Genomic DNA, 19,061 nt, shown 5'->3' with positions numbered 1-19,061 from the left:
CCCCTTACCCGAATGAAAAGTTTGGATTTATCTCCGCTCGTCCACGGTGGTGGGGCAGGCGGTTGGGTATGCGTCTGTCCAGCTCTGCTGAGTGGTGAGGGTCAATGACTTGTGCTCGTGCCGTTGCGTGGCGGAGCAGGATTTCGAGAGGATTTGGGCATGACTGGGGGTTTGAGGATGTCGGCGGGACGCATGTCGCTGTTTGCGGCAGCAGGTTTCCTGCTGGTGGGGGGCGCATCTGCCCAGGCCGCTGATCTTGGTGGCAACTGCTGCGCGGATCTTGAAGAGCGTATCGCCGAGCTCGAGGCCACGACGGCCCGTAAGGGTAACCGCAAGGTATCGCTGACCGTTTACGGTCAGGTGAACCAGTCCGTCATGTACTGGGATGACGGCTTCGAGAGCAACGCCTACGTCGTCACCAACGACAACTCGCGGACCCGCATCGGCTTCAAGGGCGATGCGAAGATCGCCGACGGCTGGAAGGCCGGCTACGTGCTCGAACTCGGCATCCGGACCGCCAACTCGAAGCGCTCGACGCAGAACGATCCGACGGGTCCGGCGACCGACATCGGCCTCGACATCCGTCACTCGTATTGGTTCGTCGACAGTAAGAAGTACGGCCGCGTGTCGCTCGGCACCACCGGCTCGGCTGCCGAAGGCATCACCGAAATCAACCTCGCTGCCACGAAGGACATCGCCAAGTACTCGGACGTCGAAGACTCCGGCCTCGGCATGCACCTCCGTTTGACCAACGGCGCGCTTTCGGGCAACACCCAGTGGCGCCGCCTCCTTGGCGTTCACGGCGACCAGCCGGGTGAGGGCGACCGTCGTCCGGAAATCAAGTACGACACGCCGGAAATCGCCGGCTTCGTCGGTACCGTTGCCTGGGGCACGGACGATTTCTGGGATATCGGTCTGAAGTGGAGCGGCGAGATCGGCGCGTTCAAGATCGCCGCTGGCTTCGCCTACGGCGAAAACACCAACGAGCACTCGACGAGCAGCTCGGCTATGAACTTCGGATGCCCGATCGATTTCAACACCGAACCGGACGCAAAGTGCAGCCAGTTCGGCGGCTCGATCAGCGTCATGCATGAGCCCACGGGCCTCTACATCAACGCGGCCGCAGGTGAGCTTCAGGACGATCTGATCAAGGGCGCCGCTAGCCCGTTCGCTGGCACGAATGCCGACGACACCAGCTCGTTCTGGGCCGTTGAAGCCGGTATCGAGCGGAAGTGGATCCCGCTCGGCAAGACCACGCTGTTCGCCCAGTACTACGACTATGAGGGTGGCGCGAACGAGCGGAGCGTCAGCTTCGGTGCAGGCAATCCGTCGGGCAACATCTTCGCTTCGGGCATCGAGATGTACGGCCTCGGCGTCGTGCAGGGCCTCGATTCGGCAGCGATGCACCTCTACGCCTACTACCGCCACTACGAAGCCGACCTGACGCTTCTCAACGGCGGCACCACGACGAAGGTTGACCTCGAAGACCTCGATGTGGTGATGGGCGGCGCGCTCATTAAGTTCTAGTCGTCGCTTACACTTTTCCTGTCACTGCGAAGGAGCTGCCGAAAGGCGGCTCCTTTTGCTTTTGGATCAGGCGGAGGATGGTCCTGTAACGGATGTGCAACTACTGACGTATAATTCCTGATGTGTGACGCATTGGTAAGGTTTCTGTCACGTAAGTTTACAGAGCGTAAAGCTACTTAGGGCTGTCATCGCCTGTGGGGTGAGTCGCAAGCAGTGGCGTTTTTAGGGAAGCTAACTGGGGGAACCCGATTATGAATGAAGTGAGCATTAAGGCGGCAGGGAAGGTAGCGTGTGCTGCAGCCGCAAGTGTTCTTCTATGGGGTGCATCGGCGCAAGCCGCTGATCTAGGGGGGAATTGCTGCGCAGATCTCGAGGAGCGCATTGCCGAACTCGAGGCAACGACGGCTCGCAAAGGAAATCGGAAGGTTTCGCTAGCGATCTCGGGCTGGGTCAATGAAGGCGTGTTTTTCTGGGACGACGGCACGGAGCAGAACGCCTACGTCGGCACGAACTCTCTGGAACAGACGCGCTTCAAGTTCGCCGGCGAAGCCAAGATCGATAACGACTGGGCTGCTGGCTATACGATCGAGGTCGGCATCGCCGGTTCTCCGTCGAGCGCATTTAAGCAGAATGGCGTCGGTGGCAGCACCATCACGATCCGTAAGAGCAACTGGTTCCTGAAGAGCAAGACCCTCGGCAAGCTGACCGTCGGTCTCGAAGGCACGGCAACCTACCATCTGCTCGATGATGCCGACGGCGCGAACACGCGCAACTACTCCGACGCAGAAGCCGCAGCTGTCGGCCTTGGTGCGTTTGGCGTCCGCGTCAACGGCGGCCCGGTTCAGGCCGCATGGACCTCTTTCATGGGCGGCTTCAACAACCGCACGCCCGGCCAGAGCGGCCGCCGCAACATCGTCCGCTATGACACCCCGACGTTTGCCGGCTTCTCGGCTACGGCAGCCTGGGGCGAGGACGACATGTGGGATATGGCCCTGAACTACAAGGGCGAGGTTGGCGACTTCAAGATCACCGCCCGCGCCGGCTACGGCGAGAGCAGCGATCCGATCACCAACGCTCAGAACTGCGCGCAGACCGCCGTCAAGGTCGGTGACTGTCAGTGGTGGGGTGCTGCCGGTACGGTCATGCACGCTCCGACAGGCCTCTACGTTTATGGCGGCTTCGGCGAGAACGAGATCGAGTTCTTCCCCGGCAATCCCGGTTTGGATGACAACAGCACGATGTGGTTCATCCAGGCTGGTCTCGAGCGCAAGTTCGTCCCGCTCGGAAAGACGACCATCTTCGGCGAGTATCGCAATGACGATGTCGGCTTCACGGGCACGGCCTTCACCGGCTCGAACGGTGCCGGCACTGCGATCGGTTCGGACTTCGATTTCTACGCACTCGGCGTGGTTCAGAACATCGAAGCAGCGGCGATGGACCTTTACCTGATCTACCGCCACAACGAGGGTGACATCACCTCGAAAGCCAATGTCGGTGGTGCGGTTGCGACCACGGGGGTCGACGACCTCGATATGGTGATCGCCGGAGCTCGCATTCAGTTCTAAGTGCGTCCATTGACTCTGGCGCATGAGAAGGAAAGGAGCCGCCACCCCAGGGCGGCTCCTTTTGCATTTGCGCAGATGGCGTTCGTTCAGCGCTCTACTTTGGCCGTTCCGCGTGAAAAGTGGAAAACTCAGCGATGATTGGATTGGGGAGGTCGACTACGGGCGGCCGCCCCAAGAGCCCTGGCGAAAATATGGCTATGTCAGGCCCTTACTGAGAAAAATGACAAGGCCGGCGCAAACCTTGGCGTCTGTTACTGACGCGCCACATTGCAGCGCAACCACACCTCCCCCACGAAACGTTCATCGGGGCTTAACTACGCCCGAACATTCTTGTCATGAACGGACTGAAGCCTCATCTTCACGAGTCAGAAGAGTGGCACTGCGGGGATTTCAATGAAGTTGCTTGGGTACATCGGGATGGGACTGGCGCTGGCGCTTGTCAGCACCTCGACCCTTGCGTTTCAGGAGCAGGGAGGCGCTTCTGCGCCGGTCACAGCCGCGCCAGCAGAAGTGCAGGCTGCTCCGTCGACAGATAAAGGCCTCGGTTTCTCTACTCCCAAAGCTGAAGACAATGCCGGTACGGAAGTCCGTATTCCTGGCCTTGGCAAGCTGGGCGTGCTGCCCAAAATGGATTTCGGCCTCGAGTTGCTCTACGGCGCGAATGACAGCGCCAAGCAGCCTGATCCCGTCGAGACGCCCGCCGAGGACCTGACGATCCGCGGCTCTGTTAAGCACAATTTCTGAGGTCCGCGCAGCCGGATTGGCTTGGAAGGGGCGCTTTTGCGCTCCTTTTTTGTTTATGACACTTGCCCTCAGCACAATAACGTCACGGGGATTGCTTAGTTCTGCCGCCGCGCGCCGGCGGGGTCCCTGCTGCCGTATCTGATAACGTTGGCTGAGAGCGGCGACGGCTGCGTCTCGGCAGAAAGGCCAAATACATGCGCATCGCCGTTGTTGGCTCGGGATATGTCGGTCTCGTCTCGGGGGCATGCTTCGCAGACTTCGGTCATGAAGTGACTTGCGTCGACAGCAACCAGGAGAAGATCGCCTCCCTCAAAGCCGGTGTGATGCCCATATACGAGCCCGGCCTGGAGCAGATGGTGGCCACGAACACGAAGGCCAACCGTCTCGTGTTCACAACCGATCTCGCAGAAGCCGTTAGCCGCGCGGAGGCGGTATTTATCGCCGTCGGCACCCCCTCGCGCCGCGGCGATGGCCATGCGGACCTGTCTTACGTTTATGCGGTGGCGAAGGAGATAGCCGGAAACATCCAGCGCTTCACGGTCGTCGTCACCAAGTCGACGGTTCCGGTCGGTACGGGCGACGAGGTGGAGCGCATTATCCGTGAAGAGAATCCAGCGGCCGATATCGCCGTTGTCTCAAACCCGGAGTTTTTGCGCGAAGGTGCCGCGATTGAAGATTTCAAGCGCCCCGATCGTATTGTTATCGGCATCGAGGACGAACGTGCACGCGAGGTGATGACCGAGGTCTATCGGCCGCTCTATCTCAACAAAGCGCCCCTGATGTTCACGGCTCGGCGGACGTCCGAGCTGATCAAGTACGCAGCCAATGCTTATCTCGCCATGAAGATCACCTTCATTAACGAGATGGCGGATCTGTGCGAAGCTGTCGGCAGCAATGTTCAGGACGTCGCGCACGGCATCGGCCTCGACAAGCGAATTGGCTCGAAGTTCCTTCACGCGGGGCCTGGGTACGGTGGTTCGTGCTTTCCGAAGGATACGCTCGCGCTCGTCAAAACGGCTCAGGACTACGGCAGCCCCCTGCGCTTGGTCGAAACGACCGTGGCGGTCAACGATCAGCGCAAGCGCGCCATGGCGCGCAAGGTGGCCCGCGCCATCGGCACCGATGTCAGGGGCAAGACCGTTGCCCTTCTGGGGCTCACCTTCAAGCCGAACACGGATGACATCCGCGAGAGCCCGGCGATTGCCATTATCCAGGGCCTCCAGGATGGCGGCGCCCATGTACGGGCCTTCGATCCGGAAGGCATGGAGGCCGCGAAGGCATACGTTTCGGATGTCGCATTTGGCGGCGATGCATACGAGATCGCCAATGGCGCCGATGCGCTCGTGCTCGTGACGGAATGGGATGCATTCCGGGCGCTAGACTTCACGCGATTGAAATCGCTGATGAAGGAAGCGCTTTTCGTGGACCTCCGCAATGTCTATCGACGCGAGGTAGTTGCTCGGCACGGCTTCCGTTACGTCAGCGTTGGGCGCCCGAAGGAGGACATTACAGTCGCGCTTGCAACTGCTGCAGAATAGCAGCGCACGTGCAGTGCAAGAATTCTATGCTTGAGACGTTCACGCACAAAAAAACGACAACTGGAAGATTTTATTAGAATTTCACCAGTTATTGTCGGCCGACAAACTGCTCGGACGACAAGCGATGGAAAAGGCCCGTTTCCATACGGCGCTGACGAACAGCCTTTTGAGGTCAAGAACCCGCCGCGATGCCCTTTGGGTGTTGGGCGCGGCGGCTGCCTATAGCGTTGCTGTCTATCTCGCGATTAGTCTGACGCGCAACTCGACGAGCATCGCGGCGATCTGGCCGGCAAATGGCATCATGCTCGCGGCGCTTTTGGCGTGCAGGAGGGCGCAAACCCGGCATGCCCTCGTTATCGCGTGCATTCTGGCCAACGCGATTGCCTGTCTCCTTAATGGCGATCCCTGGATGAGCGCCGTGCTCTTCCCGCTTATCAGCGCCGCGGAAAGCCTGCTCGCTTTTCACCTGCTCAGGTATTCTTGTGGGAAGAGCGTCGATTTCACGAAGGCTGGCACGGTCGTCACTTTCGTAATCATCTGCTTCGCGGTGCCAGTGCTGCCCTCTGCGATTGGTGCGGGCATCGCATTGAACATGTTCGGTGCGCACTACAACGAAGCGTTCACCACCTGGTATCTAGCGGATACGCTGGGCCTTCTTGTGCTGACACCCGCGATATTGCTTCTCTGGCCCAAGACCCGCGTTTCGGGACCGTCTCCGCCCATGGCGAGCGTCGTCCGGCATATGGTGCTGCTGGTTACGGTATCATCGATCGTCTTCTTTCAGTCGTCCGCGCCGCTGCTCTTTCTGCTGGTTCCGGTTTCCGTTCTGATCGCCTTCCGCTTAGGGCCGCGGTACGCCGCGATGGCTACGCTCTGGCTCACATTCGTTTCTCTGACCACAACCTATCAGGGGTGGGGGCCTGCGGCGTTGATGGAGGATCCGGGCACGCGCCTTTGGGTCGCTCAACTGTTTTGCTTTGTGAACCTCTTGACCGCGCTACCCATCGCAGCCGAGATCACGGATCGCGACAGGCTGAGAAGAGAGCTCGAGCGGGTTTCCGAGCTGGCGTACGACCGGCGCCGTCAGCTCGATACGGCTTTGGACGCCATGTCTCAGGGCGTCTGCCTGTTCGATCGCCACAGCCGGGTCGTGGTCCGGAACAACCAATTCCTCGCCATTTACAGTTTGACGGAGGAGGCGGTTCCCGCAGGCATGTCGCTCTCGGATTTGATGGCGGTCTGTCAGGCGGCGGGATCGGTTCCTGAAGTGAACGGTCGCAGCGTCGAGCTGAACGTCAACAACGACCTCGAGCAGCAACTCGTCGATGGACGCTACATTCGCATCAGCCAGCGCGTGTTGTCTGATGGCGGTGTTATCTGCACCTATACGGACTTCACCGCGGAAAAGCAGGCCGAGACCGAGCTCCTGCACCGCACGCTACACGACATTCTGACAGGCCTTCCAAACCGCCGCTTGCTCGTCGATCGAATTGAGCGCGCTCTGGCGGCCGCGCGGCGCGGCAGGCAAACCGCGGTCATGTTGATCGACGTCGACTACTTCAAATCCATCAATGACAACCTCGGACACGCAGCCGGAGACGAGCTGCTGAGGGGCGTTGCGGAACGCCTCCGCTCGTGTGTTCGCGAAACAGATACCGTCGCTCGCTTAGGCGGCGACGAGTTTGCGGTGCTCCTTACCGATGAGCAGCCCTGCGACGCGGCGATCGTGGCGCGCCGCATATTGGAGTCAATCCGCCGGCCGGTCGTCATCGAAGGCAAGCAGCTTCGTATCGGCGTGAGCATCGGCATTGCCCAGCCCCCGCTCGATGGCATTACCACCGACGAAATCCTCAAATCGGCAGACGTGGCCCTCTACAAGGCAAAGCGCAATGGCCGCGGAAATTTTGCGTTCTTCGACGCTGCCGAGGATGCGGGGGCGTGCTCCGCACGACGTCTCGAAAGCGAGCTGCGCCGCGCCATCGACGAAAAAGAGTTCCGCCTGGTCTACCAGCCGATCACGGCTGGAGATTTGAGTGGGATCGCAGCGCTGGAGGCGCTGATCCGCTGGCATCACCCTGAGCTGGGCACGATTTCGCCCGCCGAGTTCATCCCCATTGCCGAGCGCAATGGACTGATTTCGGAAATTGGCGACTGGGTGCTGGATCAGGCCTGCCGGGACGCCCTGCGTCTGCCGGAAAATGTCAAAGTCTCAGTCAACCTCTCGCGTGCGCAAGTGTCGGACCGGAACTTTGTAAGCCGGGTCTCGCAGGCGTTAACCCGCACCGGATTGGCGCCAGGGCGGCTGGAGCTGGAAGTCACCGAGACGGCAATCCTTGATAACGAGGTCACGGCCGGCCGAATGCTCCAGGATCTTTGCGCTCTCGGCGTTTCCGTGGCGATCGACGATTTTGGTGTCGGACAATCGGCGCTGAGTTGCCTCAAGAGCCTGCCCATCGGGCGCATCAAGATTGATCGCTCTTTTGTGAGCGACCTCGAAACGGACTCCAAGGCGCGTTCTATTTTCGTGGCCGTCGTCTCACTCGCCAAATCGCTGGGTATCAAAACCACCGCGGAAGGCATCGAGACCGAGCAGCAGAGGATGATCGCCGCGCTTGCGGGCTGCGATCACCTGCAGGGCTACTTGTTAGGTCGGCCGCAGGATCTGGACGGGATTCATCTCGAGGCCGACGTCAAGAAGCTTCCAAAGCCTGCGCTCGCGGGTTGATCTCTTAGAGTCCCAAGTCGGAAAGTCCGGGATGGTCGCTCGGCCGTGGTCCAAGTGGCCAGTGGTACTTGCGCTCGCTTTCCGCGATCGGCTTGTCGTTGATACTCGCGAAGCGACGCTGCATGAGGCCCGCCTCGTCGAACTCCCAGTTCTCATTGCCGTATGAGCGGAACCATTGCCCGCTGTCGTCGTGCCATTCATACGCGAAGCGCACCGCAATGCGGTTCCCGGCAAAGGTCCAAAGCTCCTTGATCAGTCTGTAGTCAAGTTCGCGGACCCACTTGCGCGTTAGGAAGGTGACGATCTCATCGCGCCCGCGCGGAAACTCGGCGCGGTTGCGCCACTGGCTGTCGGGCGTGTACGCACCCGCCACGCGCATAGGGTCGCGTGTGTTCCAGGCATCCTCCGCCATGCGGACCTTCTGCGCCGCCGTCTCGGCGGTGAAGGGTGGAAGAGGCGGGCGAGATGTCATGATTGAAGCTCCTAGCGCGGCAAAGAACGAGACTACCTAAATTAGTGTTCGGTGGGATACCACCACATTGCAAAACTGCCCGCGACAGCCGCAGCCGTAACGGCGCCGAGCAGAATAGGGTGGGAAAAGCTTGACGCTAGTCCGGTGAAAAGAACGGAGCCCCACGCCGTTGCAAGCGCGATGAGTTTCACCTCGCGCCGGATGGCACGTCTCTCTTCAAACCGTCGCGCCTCCACGAGCGCTTCGCGCAGCAGAGGGATGCGCTCCAGCCAGCCGACGAGGCGCTCGCTCGAGCGTGCGAAGGCCCAGAGCGCTACGAGCAGAAAAGGCGTCGTCGGCAGACCCGGAAGCATGGCGCCCGCTATTGCGAGCAAACTCGCGATGCTCCCGACAGCGATGTAAATGAACTTCTGCAAGCGATCTCGTCTCCGCGGCGCAGCAGGACTAGGCGGGCCATGACCTCGATTGGAAAGGTGCGCGTGTCAAGCTCGCTGCTTCCAGCCAGTGTGGAAGTCTTCTAAGGAACGAGATGACGCGCCTTGGCTTCGTCCATCATCTCCATCAGCACGCCGACCGCAAGTGTTGCCTTGCTCTTTGCGCCGGAAATGGCCCCGACGGGAGCACGAATTCGGCGGCAATCCGTTTCACTGATCCCGCGGCGCATGAGCTCGGCGAGGCGGGCCCGATGAACCGCATGATTGCCGAGCGCACCGATATAGAAACAGTCCGAGCGCAGCAGCTCGGAGAGGATGTCCGGCTCCCGTTCGTGATCGTGCAGCACAAGAACTGCAGCCGAGGCGAAATCCATCTCCGCAGTGATCTCGGACAAGGGCATCTCGACCAGCGATGGACCCAGGCCGTGTGAAATGAGCGCTACACGTGTCGGATCATCCACTGCAAGCACGCGAAGCGAAAGACCGAGAGCCGCCCCAAGGGATGCGAGGCCTAGCAGTCCCGGCCCGCTACCCACGAGAAGCAATTGCACCGGAGGCGTATAGATCCGCTCGAAGATGTCACCGGCGCACAGAGTCGCCTCGCGCAGAATTTTGCCGGCAAATGGTACAACGACGCTCTGCCCGGTTTGGAGATCTGTCCTCAGGAGAGTTGTTTGACGCCGATCGCGATTGCGGACCAGCTCGGCCAGGTGTTGACGTGTGATCGACTGATCGAAGTAGATGTCGAGGCCGCTGCCGCAGGGGAGCCTGATGTCGATATAGGGTGAACCCTTGCCATATCGGAGAAGGCGGTTTTGTTCCTTTGAGATGACATCCTGCGCCTCGAGCACGATAGCCTGCTCGAGGCAGCCACCGGACAGATAACCGGCATGACGGCCATCATCGGCGACAGCCATCTGCGCACCGGGCGCCCGCGGTGCGCCGCCATGCACACCGACGAGCGTAACCAGGACGGCGCGGCGGCCGTCCGCCACCCATTGCCACATCTGGCTGACAACGTCCTCGTCCGCGAGCAGTCCACCGGACAAGCCTCCAGGACCCGGATCCGCCATCATGCGACGCTCGATACGCTGCTCCATTGGACCTTGCCGCTTACCGCTCGGCGAGAAAATCGTTGCGCCCGACACGTGAGATCGAGCATTCGAGCCGCTGGTCGTCCCGCTGAATGTCTTCAACGGTGCCGAACACGAATTGGATGTGTGTCGCCGCAGCTTTTTCGGCCCGCTCGGGGTCCCCGGCGATGACGGCCTCGCCGATCTCGACGTGCTGAGCGAGAAGCTTCTCCCGGACGCCGGCCCGGCCATAAAGGTGCTCGCGATTGAAGAACACATTGTCGCGCAACAGCTCGCTCAGCGCGCGCATGACATGCAAAACGATGAAGTTGTGGCTGGCCTCATAGATGCGGATATGAAGGTTTACGTCCGCTTGCGCCTCTTGCGCCGAGTCTTTCGATTTGTGCGCCTTGCGCATATCGGCGAGACAAGCGCGGATCGCGGCCTTGTCGACCTCCGTCGCGCGTTCCGCGGCGGCCTGCGCCGCTTGCGCTTCCACCCATTGGCGGAACTCCAGATAGTCCCCCGCCGCATTTTTGTGGTCGCGATAGAGATTGGCGAGCGGGGTCATGATCGGCAGCAAAAACTGTGCGACGGATGTACCGCCGCGTCCAGCCGTGAGCAAACCGCGATCGACAAGTTTATCGATGGCTTCACGCAGGGACGGCCGCGAAACATCCAGCCGCTGCGCCAGCTCGCGCTCGGAGGCCAGTTTCTCTCCCGGACGTAACGCGCCTTCGAGAATGAGTTTTTCGATGCGCGTCGCAATAGCGTCCGCAACCCGCTGTGTCCGAATGGCTTGCATTCGATTCTTTTTGTCAGAGCCCGTAGGTAGTCATGCGCGAGTTAAGAGGCGCACGCACGATCAAGTTTACAACACGTTTTGACCAATGGCCACGCGTGGTATATTTATTTTACCAATAAGGTCGGTCGGGGTAGGGAACACGCATGTGGTCGCAGGTATATGACCCATTCGGCAGCATGCTCCTGTCGACTGCGGTCGCTGCCATTCCCGTCGTCGTTTTGCTTGGTGCCATTGGCATCCTCGAGATCCGCGCCCACATCGCCGCCCTCCTGGGTTTGATCGCAGCCCTGGCGGTTGCAATCTTCGCTTATGGCATGCCGCCGGCGATGGCTGGTCTGGCCGCCGCCTACGGCGCCGCGTTTGGGCTCTTGCCGATTGGCTGGATCATCCTCAACGTGATTTTTCTCTATCAGCTCACGAGCGAGAAGGGCGAGTTTGCTATTTTGCAGCGCTCCATCAGCGCAGTGAGTGACGATCGCCGATTGCAGCTGCTCTTCATCGCATTCTGCTTGGGTGCCTTTTTCGAAGGCGCTGCCGGGTTCGGTACGCCCGTTGCCGTCACCGCCGCCATGCTGATCGGACTTGGATTCTCACCGCTCGCGGCATCCGGGTTGTCCCTCATCGCCAACACAGCTCCGGTCGCATTCGGCGCGCTGGGAACGCCCGTGATCGCGCTTGCAGCCGTCACCGGTCTGGACCTGCATGATCTGAGCGCGATGATCGGCCGGCAGCTCCCATTCTTCTCGGTGATCGTGCCGTTCTGGCTGGTGTGGGCCTTCGTCGGCTTCCGCAAGACCATCGAGATCTGGCCGCCGATCTTGGTTGCTGGCGTATCGTTTGCTGTTCCGCAATATCTAGTCTCGAACTTCCACGGGCCGTGGCTCGTGGATATCGTCGCCGCGATCGTGTCGATGATCGCGCTGGCTACGTTTCTGCGCGTTTGGCAGCCTGCCAACCCCATGACATCCGTAACGGACTCGCCGGCGGCGACGCCGTCTTCCGCAGCGAGGCCCGTGCTTGAACCCATCGCCGCACCGGCCGTTCGCCGGGCTTGGACGCCGTGGGTCGTGCTGAGCGTGTTCGTCTTCCTCTGGGGAACGCCTCAAGTGCGCGCGTCTCTCGACGGGATCTGGGTTGCGAAGGTGCCCGTCACGGGCTTGAACGAGATGGTGCAAAAGGTGCCACCCGTCGTGGCCGCGCCGCACATTGAAAGCGCAGTCTTCAATTTCAACATTCTTTCGGCGACCGGCACCGGGATCCTGCTCGCAGCGATCGTGTCCGGCCTGTTTCTCGGGTATTCGGCGTTTGGACTCTTGAGCGCGTATGCGCGGACGCTCTACCTCGTGCGCTATTCGCTGCTGACCATCGCCTGCATGCTCGCAATTGGCTTCGTCACGAGATACTCTGGCACCGACGCTACGCTAGGTCTCGCATTGGCAAATACAGGGTGGCTGTATCCCTTGTTCGGCACGCTCATCGGTTGGCTGGGCGTCGCGTTGACAGGCTCCGATACGGCTTCGAATGTCCTTTTCGGCGGACTGCAGCGCGTCACGGCCGAACAACTCGGACTCAATCCGGTCCTGATGGCTGCGGCCAACAGCTCCGGCGGCGTCATGGGCAAGATGATCGACGCCCAGTCGATCGTCGTCGCCTCCACGGCCACGAGATGGTACGGGCACGAAGGTTCGATCCTCCGCTTCGTGTTCTTCCATTCGGTCGCGCTCGCGACCCTCGTTGGTCTTCTGGTCATGGGCCAGGCCTATGTGTGGCCCATGACCCTACTGGCGCCCTGAACAGGAGGACACCACATCAGCAAGAACGGCGAAAAGCCGCCTCGATAAAAGCAAGAAACGCTCAAGACACGACGCAGTTGGCGGCATTCGTGCCGCCGTGAAACCGGGAGTTACAATCATGGCAACGATCACCGTGAACGGCGAAAGCCGGACGTTCGACGGGGACCCAGGCACGCCGCTGCTCTGGTACCTGAGGGACGAGGCGGGTCTTACCGGAACCAAGTACGGTTGCGGCCAGGGCCTCTGCGGCGCGTGCACCATTCATCTCGACGGCGTTGCCGTGCGGTCCTGCATGACGACTATCGAAATGGCCGATGGAAAATCCGTCACCACCATCGAAGGCTTGAGCCCGGATGGAGAGCATCGCGTGCAGAAGGCGTGGCGCGAACTCAGTGTGCCCCAGTGCGGCTTCTGCCAGGCCGGCCAGATCATGCAGGCTGCCTCGCTGCTCGCGAAGAACAATGCGCCGAGCGATGCGGAAATCGTCGAAGAGATGAGTGGAAACCTCTGCCGCTGCGGATGCTACCAGCGCATTCACGCAGCCGTGCGGCTGGCAGCGGAAGGAGTCTGACCATGTTGCACTATCTGGAGCAGGAAGCTCGCAAGGTCGAGAAGCGCGAGGAGCATCGCGCGCTCATCGAGAACGTAAGCCGCCGCAAGGTGCTAGGAGGCGCTCTCGTCGCGTCGGGATTTGTGCTGTCGCTCAAGATTCTTCCGGCCGGCGCACGCGAGCCTTTGAAGCCCTACCCCACGGGCGCGGAGGGCATGTCCGACAAGACGGTCAGCGATCCCCACGTTTTCATTGCCATCGATAAGAATGGTGATGTGAAGATCGTTACCCACCGGTCCGAGATGGGAACCGGCATTCGCACGAGCTTGCCGATGGTGGTAGCCGACGAAATGGAAGCCGACTGGTCCCGCGTGAGCCTGGTGCAGGCGCCAGGCGACGAACCGAAGTACGGCAACCAGGACACCGACGGCTCGCGCAGCATGCGCCACTTCATTCAGCCCATGCGTGAATGCGGGGCCGCGATGCGCCAGATGCTGGAAGCAGCCGCTGCCGCAAAGTGGGGTGTCGATCCCGCGCTTTGCCGTGCCAAGGCACACAGTGTCGTTCTGCTGGACGATTCCAAAAAAGAAACTGGAAAGAAGATCGGCTTCGGAGATCTCGCGGAAGCGGCCATGGCCCTCCCGGTTCCGGCTCGCGACTCCTTGCGCTTCAAGACAGCCGGCGAGTTCACGCTGATCGGCAAAGGCGAAACCAAGATCGCCGATTTGCGCAACATCACGGTGGGCAAGGCAACCTATGGCGCCGATGTTCGCTTGCCCGGCATGAAGTTCGCGGTCATGGCGCGTCCCGACGTGCTTGGCGCGAAGATGAAGAAGTACGACGCCACGGAAACCCTCAAGACTCCAGGCGTCGAGAAGGTCGTGGAGATCGAGGGCGTCTACGCCGTGCCGCGGAAGTTCCACCAGCTTGGCGGAATTGCCGTGGTGGCCAAGTCGACATTTGCCGCCATGATCGGCCGTGATGCGCTGCAGATCGAATGGGATGAGGGCCCCAACGCGAGTTACGACACCGACGCGTATACGAAAGAGATGGCGGCGACTGCGGCGAAGCCGGGCAAGGTGATCCGCAACGAGGGCGACGTCGACAAGGCCTTCGCGTCGGCAAAAGACGTGCTGACGGTGGAGTATCACGCCAAGCACCTGGTGCAGGCGCCGATGGAGCCGCTGGTCGCAGTTGCGCGCATCAAAGACGGCAAGGCGGAAATCTGGGCCCCTGTCCAGAGCCCTTACGGAGCGCGCAAGGATATCGCTGAAGCTCTGAAGATGCCGATCGAGGACGTGACGGTCCACGTGACGTTGCTTGGCGGCGGGTTCGGTCGCAAGTCGAAGTGGGATTTCATGATTGAGGTCGCGCTTCTGTCGCAGAAGCTCGGCGGCGATCCGGTCCTGCTGCAATGGACCCGCGAGGATGACACGCGGCACTCCTTCTATCACACGACCTCAGTCGAACGCATCGAGATGGGGGTCGACGACAAGGGGAAGGTAACGGGATGGCGTCACCGCAGCGTGGCTCCGTCGATCGTGTCGACCTTCGCACCGGACAGCGGCTATCAGTTCCCGATTGAATATGGGATGGGCTTTGTCGATGTCCCGTTCGACATCCCGAACTTCCGTTGCGAGAACGGCCAGGCCATGGCCCATACGCGCATCGGCTGGTATCGGTCGGTCTCGAACGTGCCGAGGGCGTTCGCCGTGCAGTCCGCCATCTGCGAGCTTGCCCATAAGGTTGGACGCGATCCCAAGGACTTCCTGCTCGAGGTGATCGGGCCGGACCGCCGGATCGATCTCAAGGCTTCGGGATTCCCGGAAGACTTCTGGAACTATGGCGAGCCTTACGAGTCCTTCCCGATCGATACCGTGCGCCTGAAAAACGTGATCCGGCTCGTGGCGGACAAGGCGGGATGGGGCAAGAAGCTTCCGGAGCGTGAGGGCCTGGGCATTGCCGCGCATCGCTCTTTCGCCAGCTACGTCGCAACCGTTGTCCACGTTGCCATCGACGAAGACGGCACCATCAGGGTTCCAGAGGCGACGACGGCCGTTGATTGCGGGTTCTACGTCAACCCCGAGCGGATCCGGTCCCAGATCGAGGGCGCGGCGGTGATGGGTATGTCGAATGCCCTTTACAGCGGCATTTCCTTCAAGAACGGGGCGGTCGAGCAGTCGAACTTCTCCGACTACAACATCGCGACCATGCGGAACTATCCGAAGAAGGTCACCACGGTGATCGCCGAACCGCAGGGCCCGGATTGGCATACGGGTGGCATTGGAGAGCCTGGCGTTCCGCCCTTCGCACCGGCACTTGCCAACGCCATCTTCGCAGCCACCGGTAAGCGGCTACGCAACCTGCCGATGGGCGAGAAGGTCACCTGAACGCGCCTAGCTTACGAATAGATTACGAAGCAAATCGCGCCGGACTCACGTCTGGCGCGTTTTTTTGTGTTGGAACCATTGAAACAAGTTGGCCCGCGCACACGTTCGAATCTTAGTCCTGCTTTTGCAGGAGTTCGGTCGAGAGGAGGTCCAATATGTGTGACTATTCATTGGAAGCCTATCGGAGCCGGCCCGCACGTAAGGGCGAGCAGTACGTGACGCATCGCTTCCCCAGCCACGGAATTGGGTTCATTGCAGCCGGCGATCCCGATACCGCCGTCTGCATGGCGTGCGACACTCGCCTGCGGCTGGAGAATGTGCCCGAGCGGCTGAAAGCCGAGTTGGGAGTGACTTCGGAGGAGGTGGTCGACTTCGTGCGTATCGACGAAGGCCAGTTCCACGACGGAGTGCGCTTTCGGAACGGAGTGGAAATCACGCTTCAGCACCTGGGGCCCTTTGTAAAAGGGTGCGTCATCGAAGACGCGCAGCCTGTGCTACCCCAACGCGAAACCGTGGCGGCGCTTTAACGGTGCCACGCACGCATTGTCTGGGATAGGAGCGGAGTTCTTGCCGCCGACGCGGCCAGAGTTCCGCGAAGGACCTGTTTTGCGGGCGCATCGCGCCGGAAATCAGTCTGGCGCGATGTCCTCCGACGGCACTTCGCCGCCCGATCCGGGGCTGCCGCAAACGCGTTGTGGGACGTCCTTGGCCTCGACGATCTTCCATAGTTCGTCGTTGCGGTAGGTCTGTTGATAGATTGTGCGGTAGGAAATGCCGGTCTCGGCGAGTTCGTCCTCGTCTAAATGAGACCGGACGATCACGGCCCCCTCAGGGTTGCTGGCCATCCAGCATGCGAGGCGGTTGACCGGGACAAGAACGACAGGCGAGCGCAATTTGGCGAAAAATCCAAACTCGCCGCGCGACCGATCCGTTGCCGCGATAGGGCGCCCACTCAGCTCGGCGATCACTTTCGACATGGGACGAAGGTCGTACAGGTGCGCGACCGTACTCCGGGACTCGGCACAAAGCGTCCCGAGAAGCAGCACATTGGCCATCGCGATGCCGATCAGGATCTGTGAGACAGAGCGGTTGAGGATCAGAAATACGGAAATGGCCACAACCGTCGCAGCAACAATTGATGGAAGGTGAGCGTTGGCGACGACAGATGAAAGCGTTCCGTCAGGAGGCAGCGGAGCCCATTTGCGCGCGGTGGCCAGCAGTGCGACCAGGATGATCCCCGCGGCACTCGCGAATATCGGAAACATGCGGCTATCGCTCGGCTGGAAGGACGCCTTGCGCAATCCGAGCGAAATGAGGATTGCGATCCCAGGTACGAGCGGCAGAAAGTAGTGAAGCTGCTTGCCGCTGATCACGCTGAGCCCGGCGAAAGCAGGTAGCAGCCAGCTGAAGAGGAAGTTTCGGGCCGCTCCGGCCGTGGTCACGCTGGTGCGCAGCGCCTCACGTACGGGACGCCAAAGGATGACAGGGAGAAAGAAAAAGACTGCGATGGGGACGTAGAACCACAACGGCCTTGCATGTGCGAACGACGAAGCCATGCGGCCGGCGGATTGCTTCCAAAAGATCATCTCGGCGTATTCGGGCCCGCCGAGCATTGCAGCACGAAGCGCCCAGGCAAGGCCGATTGCAGCTCCTAGGCCGACGGCACCCACGAGACGCACATACCAGCCGCGCCTGCGCTCAGGATCGATCCAGAAGTAACCCAGCAAAGCCGGAGGCAGCACGTACAAAAGGACCACCGGCCCCTTGGCCAGCAGCCCGAGGCCAATGCACAATCCATAGAGCAGCCAGGGCTTGTACCCGCCGGACTTGCCTGCATTCCAGAGCGCGAGCAGTGCGCCGACCGCGGTTACGGTCAGCAGCATGTCGAACATGATCGCAAATCCGAGCCCGAGGAAAACTGGGAGACCGAGCAGGATGAGGACGCTTCTTGCAGGCAAAGCGGCCTGCTCCGGGCTTTCGGGGGCTTGAGCTAGAGCGCGGTCCAGGCGCCCTGTAAGAAAAAGCGTAACTCCCATGCTTGCGAAACCGACGAGGCGAGCAGGCCATACCTCGAGCCCCAGCACGGACCAGAGCGCATTGATGAGCCAGAACAGGAGGGGTGGTTTGTGAGAATAGGGCTCAAAATTGAGCGTGGGGAGCACCCAGGAGTCGTTCGCGCGCATCTCCCACGCCACCGTCAGATAGCGTGTCTCGTCGACCGGCATTGCCGGCAGCGACGCAGCAGTCAGGACAAGTAGGCACAGTCCGACGACGAGCGCGGCAAACGCAGTGCGCTCCAACGCGAACGGAGGGGTTGTCACGCTTGGCCTGCCGTCCGAATTGCGGGCCGCCCGCGCTCTGCACCAACTACGAAATAGAGATTGCGGAAGTAGATCAGAAGCCCGGTCGCTTGGCCCAAAATGAAGATCGGGTCGCGCCGCCAGATCGCGTAGGCCAAGAGCACCGCGCCCCCGGACAAGCTAAAGTACCAGAACGCCGTTGGGAAAACGGATTCGCCCCGCCGTTCGGAAGCGATCCATTGTACGAAGAAGCGCATGAAGAAGAGCGATTGACCGACGACACCGATCGCAAGCCAGGTGTGTTCCGGGTCGCTGAGAAAGGCGCCGACGTTCATAGAATTTCCTCCAAATCGACATTCGAGACTTGGCGCTTCATGAGCCAGCGCACTCCGATCAGGTCGTGCACGCCAACCCAGAGCCTGTCCCATAGGCCGTATTTCGAAATGCCGGCGCGCCTCGGGCGATGGCCGACGTCGACCAGGACGACCGACACCCCTGATGCCTTCATCAACGCCGGCAGGAAACGGTGGATGTGGTCGAAAAACGGAAGATCGAGAAAGTCGTCGCGGCGGAACAGCTTCAGGCTGCAGCCGGTGTCACGAACATTGTCGTGCAGCAGCCTCGATCGGACGTTGTTGGCGATGCGTGAGGACAGCCGGCGCACGAAGGTGTCGTGACGGCGCTCCCTCTGCCCGGCAACCATCAAGTGCGGTTTGGATGCCTGTTCGGCGGAGAAGCGTTCGAAGAGCTTGCGGAAATCGGCTGGATTGTTCTGCCCATCCGCATCGAGCGTAATGATGATCTCGTTGCTGGCGGCCCGAATGCCGGTTAGCAAGGCGCGGCTTTGTCCCTGCCTTTGCCCGTGTCGAATGATACGAAGGCCTGGAAGACCACCTACTTCAGCGGCCGCGCGTTGAACGGTCGTGTCACTGCTGCCGTCGTCGACAACCAAAACCTCCCGGACTGGCAGGTCGACGATTTCCCTGCGGATTTCGCGGAGAAGAGGGCCGATGCTGTCCTCTTCGTTGTAGGCCGGCAAGACCACCGTCGCAAACATCGCTGTTCCCCCCGTGCCCGCCCCCCTGAGGCGTGCTCGCGTCCGGCACTTCGCGCCGCAAACCTGAAAGGAACCTGACAGCGGCGGC

The 19,061-nt window shown here is 60.9% G+C and carries 16 protein-coding genes; 9 read left to right on the top strand and 7 right to left on the bottom strand.

The window, feature by feature from the left end; all coding sequences use genetic code 11:
• Positions 1-159 precede the first annotated feature (159 nt).
• The 5 genes from VHO05_RS00200 (at position 160) to VHO05_RS00180 (ending at position 8,099) form a co-directional block, all read left to right on the top strand.
• A complete protein-coding gene (locus VHO05_RS00200; protein WP_329644593.1) occupies positions 160-1,527 on the top strand; it encodes a porin in 1,368 nt (455 codons plus the stop codon).
• A gap of 251 nt (positions 1,528-1,778) precedes the next feature.
• On the top strand, positions 1,779-3,092 hold the full coding sequence (locus VHO05_RS00195) for a porin (RefSeq protein WP_329644592.1): 1,314 nt from the start codon (positions 1,779-1,781) through the stop codon (positions 3,090-3,092).
• A gap of 393 nt (positions 3,093-3,485) precedes the next feature.
• Positions 3,486-3,836 (top strand): hypothetical protein, encoded by a 351-nt coding sequence (locus VHO05_RS00190; protein ID WP_329644591.1) that lies wholly within the window; start codon positions 3,486-3,488, stop codon positions 3,834-3,836.
• Positions 3,837-4,030: 194 nt separating this feature from the next.
• A complete protein-coding gene (locus VHO05_RS00185; RefSeq protein WP_329644590.1) occupies positions 4,031-5,374 on the top strand; it encodes a UDP-glucose/GDP-mannose dehydrogenase family protein in 1,344 nt (447 codons plus the stop codon).
• A 124-nt stretch (positions 5,375-5,498) separates the two neighbouring features.
• Positions 5,499-8,099: a bifunctional diguanylate cyclase/phosphodiesterase gene (locus VHO05_RS00180; RefSeq protein WP_329644589.1), complete on the top strand. Its 2,601-nt coding sequence runs from the start codon at positions 5,499-5,501 to the stop codon at positions 8,097-8,099.
• Positions 8,100-8,103: 4 nt separating this feature from the next.
• Here the strand turns inward: VHO05_RS00180 and VHO05_RS00175 are convergent, their stop codons facing one another.
• From VHO05_RS00175 to VHO05_RS00160, 4 genes are all read right to left on the bottom strand, one after another.
• The gene (locus VHO05_RS00175; protein ID WP_329644588.1) at positions 8,104-8,571 is read right to left on the bottom strand and encodes a nuclear transport factor 2 family protein; all 468 of its coding nucleotides are present in this window, start codon (positions 8,569-8,571) and stop codon (positions 8,104-8,106) included.
• Between the two features lie 41 nt (positions 8,572-8,612).
• Positions 8,613-8,987 carry a YbaN family protein gene (locus tag VHO05_RS00170; protein WP_329644587.1) on the bottom strand — a complete coding sequence of 125 codons (375 nt, stop codon included), beginning with the start codon at positions 8,985-8,987 and terminating at the stop codon, positions 8,613-8,615.
• Positions 8,988-9,088: 101 nt separating this feature from the next.
• A complete protein-coding gene (locus VHO05_RS00165; protein WP_329644586.1) occupies positions 9,089-10,105 on the bottom strand; it encodes an XdhC family protein in 1,017 nt (338 codons plus the stop codon).
• Between the two features lie 13 nt (positions 10,106-10,118).
• Positions 10,119-10,883 carry an FCD domain-containing protein gene (locus tag VHO05_RS00160; protein ID WP_329644585.1) on the bottom strand — a complete coding sequence of 255 codons (765 nt, stop codon included), beginning with the start codon at positions 10,881-10,883 and terminating at the stop codon, positions 10,119-10,121.
• Between the two features lie 143 nt (positions 10,884-11,026).
• Here VHO05_RS00160 and VHO05_RS00155 point away from each other — a divergent pair, with 143 nt between their 5' ends.
• From VHO05_RS00155 to VHO05_RS00140, 4 genes are all read left to right on the top strand, one after another.
• Positions 11,027-12,676, top strand: coding sequence for an L-lactate permease (locus tag VHO05_RS00155; RefSeq protein WP_329644584.1), 1,650 nt, complete (start codon positions 11,027-11,029; stop codon positions 12,674-12,676).
• Positions 12,677-12,794: 118 nt separating this feature from the next.
• The gene (locus VHO05_RS00150) at positions 12,795-13,247 is read left to right on the top strand and encodes a (2Fe-2S)-binding protein (RefSeq protein ID WP_329644583.1); all 453 of its coding nucleotides are present in this window, start codon (positions 12,795-12,797) and stop codon (positions 13,245-13,247) included.
• A gap of 2 nt (positions 13,248-13,249) precedes the next feature.
• Positions 13,250-15,616: a xanthine dehydrogenase family protein molybdopterin-binding subunit gene (locus VHO05_RS00145; protein ID WP_329644582.1), complete on the top strand. Its 2,367-nt coding sequence runs from the start codon at positions 13,250-13,252 to the stop codon at positions 15,614-15,616.
• Between the two features lie 155 nt (positions 15,617-15,771).
• Entirely contained in the window at positions 15,772-16,143 is a 372-nt protein-coding gene (locus VHO05_RS00140; RefSeq protein ID WP_329644581.1) for a hypothetical protein, read from the top strand.
• Positions 16,144-16,245: 102 nt separating this feature from the next.
• On the opposite strand, the gene VHO05_RS00135 is transcribed toward VHO05_RS00140, so the two are convergent.
• Genes VHO05_RS00135 through VHO05_RS00125 form a run of 3 tightly spaced genes read right to left on the bottom strand, consistent with a single transcriptional unit; the run spans position 16,246 to position 18,973 of the window.
• Entirely contained in the window at positions 16,246-17,937 is a 1,692-nt protein-coding gene (locus VHO05_RS00135) for an ArnT family glycosyltransferase (protein ID WP_329644580.1), read from the bottom strand.
• Positions 17,934-18,251: a lipid-A-disaccharide synthase N-terminal domain-containing protein gene (locus VHO05_RS00130; RefSeq protein WP_329644579.1), complete on the bottom strand. Its 318-nt coding sequence runs from the start codon at positions 18,249-18,251 to the stop codon at positions 17,934-17,936. The genes VHO05_RS00135 and VHO05_RS00130 overlap by 4 nt, the downstream gene beginning before the upstream one ends.
• On the bottom strand, positions 18,248-18,973 hold the full coding sequence (locus VHO05_RS00125; RefSeq protein WP_329644578.1) for a glycosyltransferase family 2 protein: 726 nt from the start codon (positions 18,971-18,973) through the stop codon (positions 18,248-18,250). Before VHO05_RS00125 ends, VHO05_RS00130 begins: the two co-directional genes overlap by 4 nt.
• Between the last annotated feature and the right edge of the window lie 88 nt (positions 18,974-19,061).

The sequence above is a fragment of the Hyphomicrobium sp. genome, assembly GCF_036262015.1.
Taxonomy (GTDB): Bacteria; Pseudomonadota; Alphaproteobacteria; order Rhizobiales; family Hyphomicrobiaceae; genus Hyphomicrobium_C.
The sequence above is the reverse complement of the archived record's forward strand: the minus strand, read 5'-3'. Positions and strand labels throughout refer to the sequence as shown.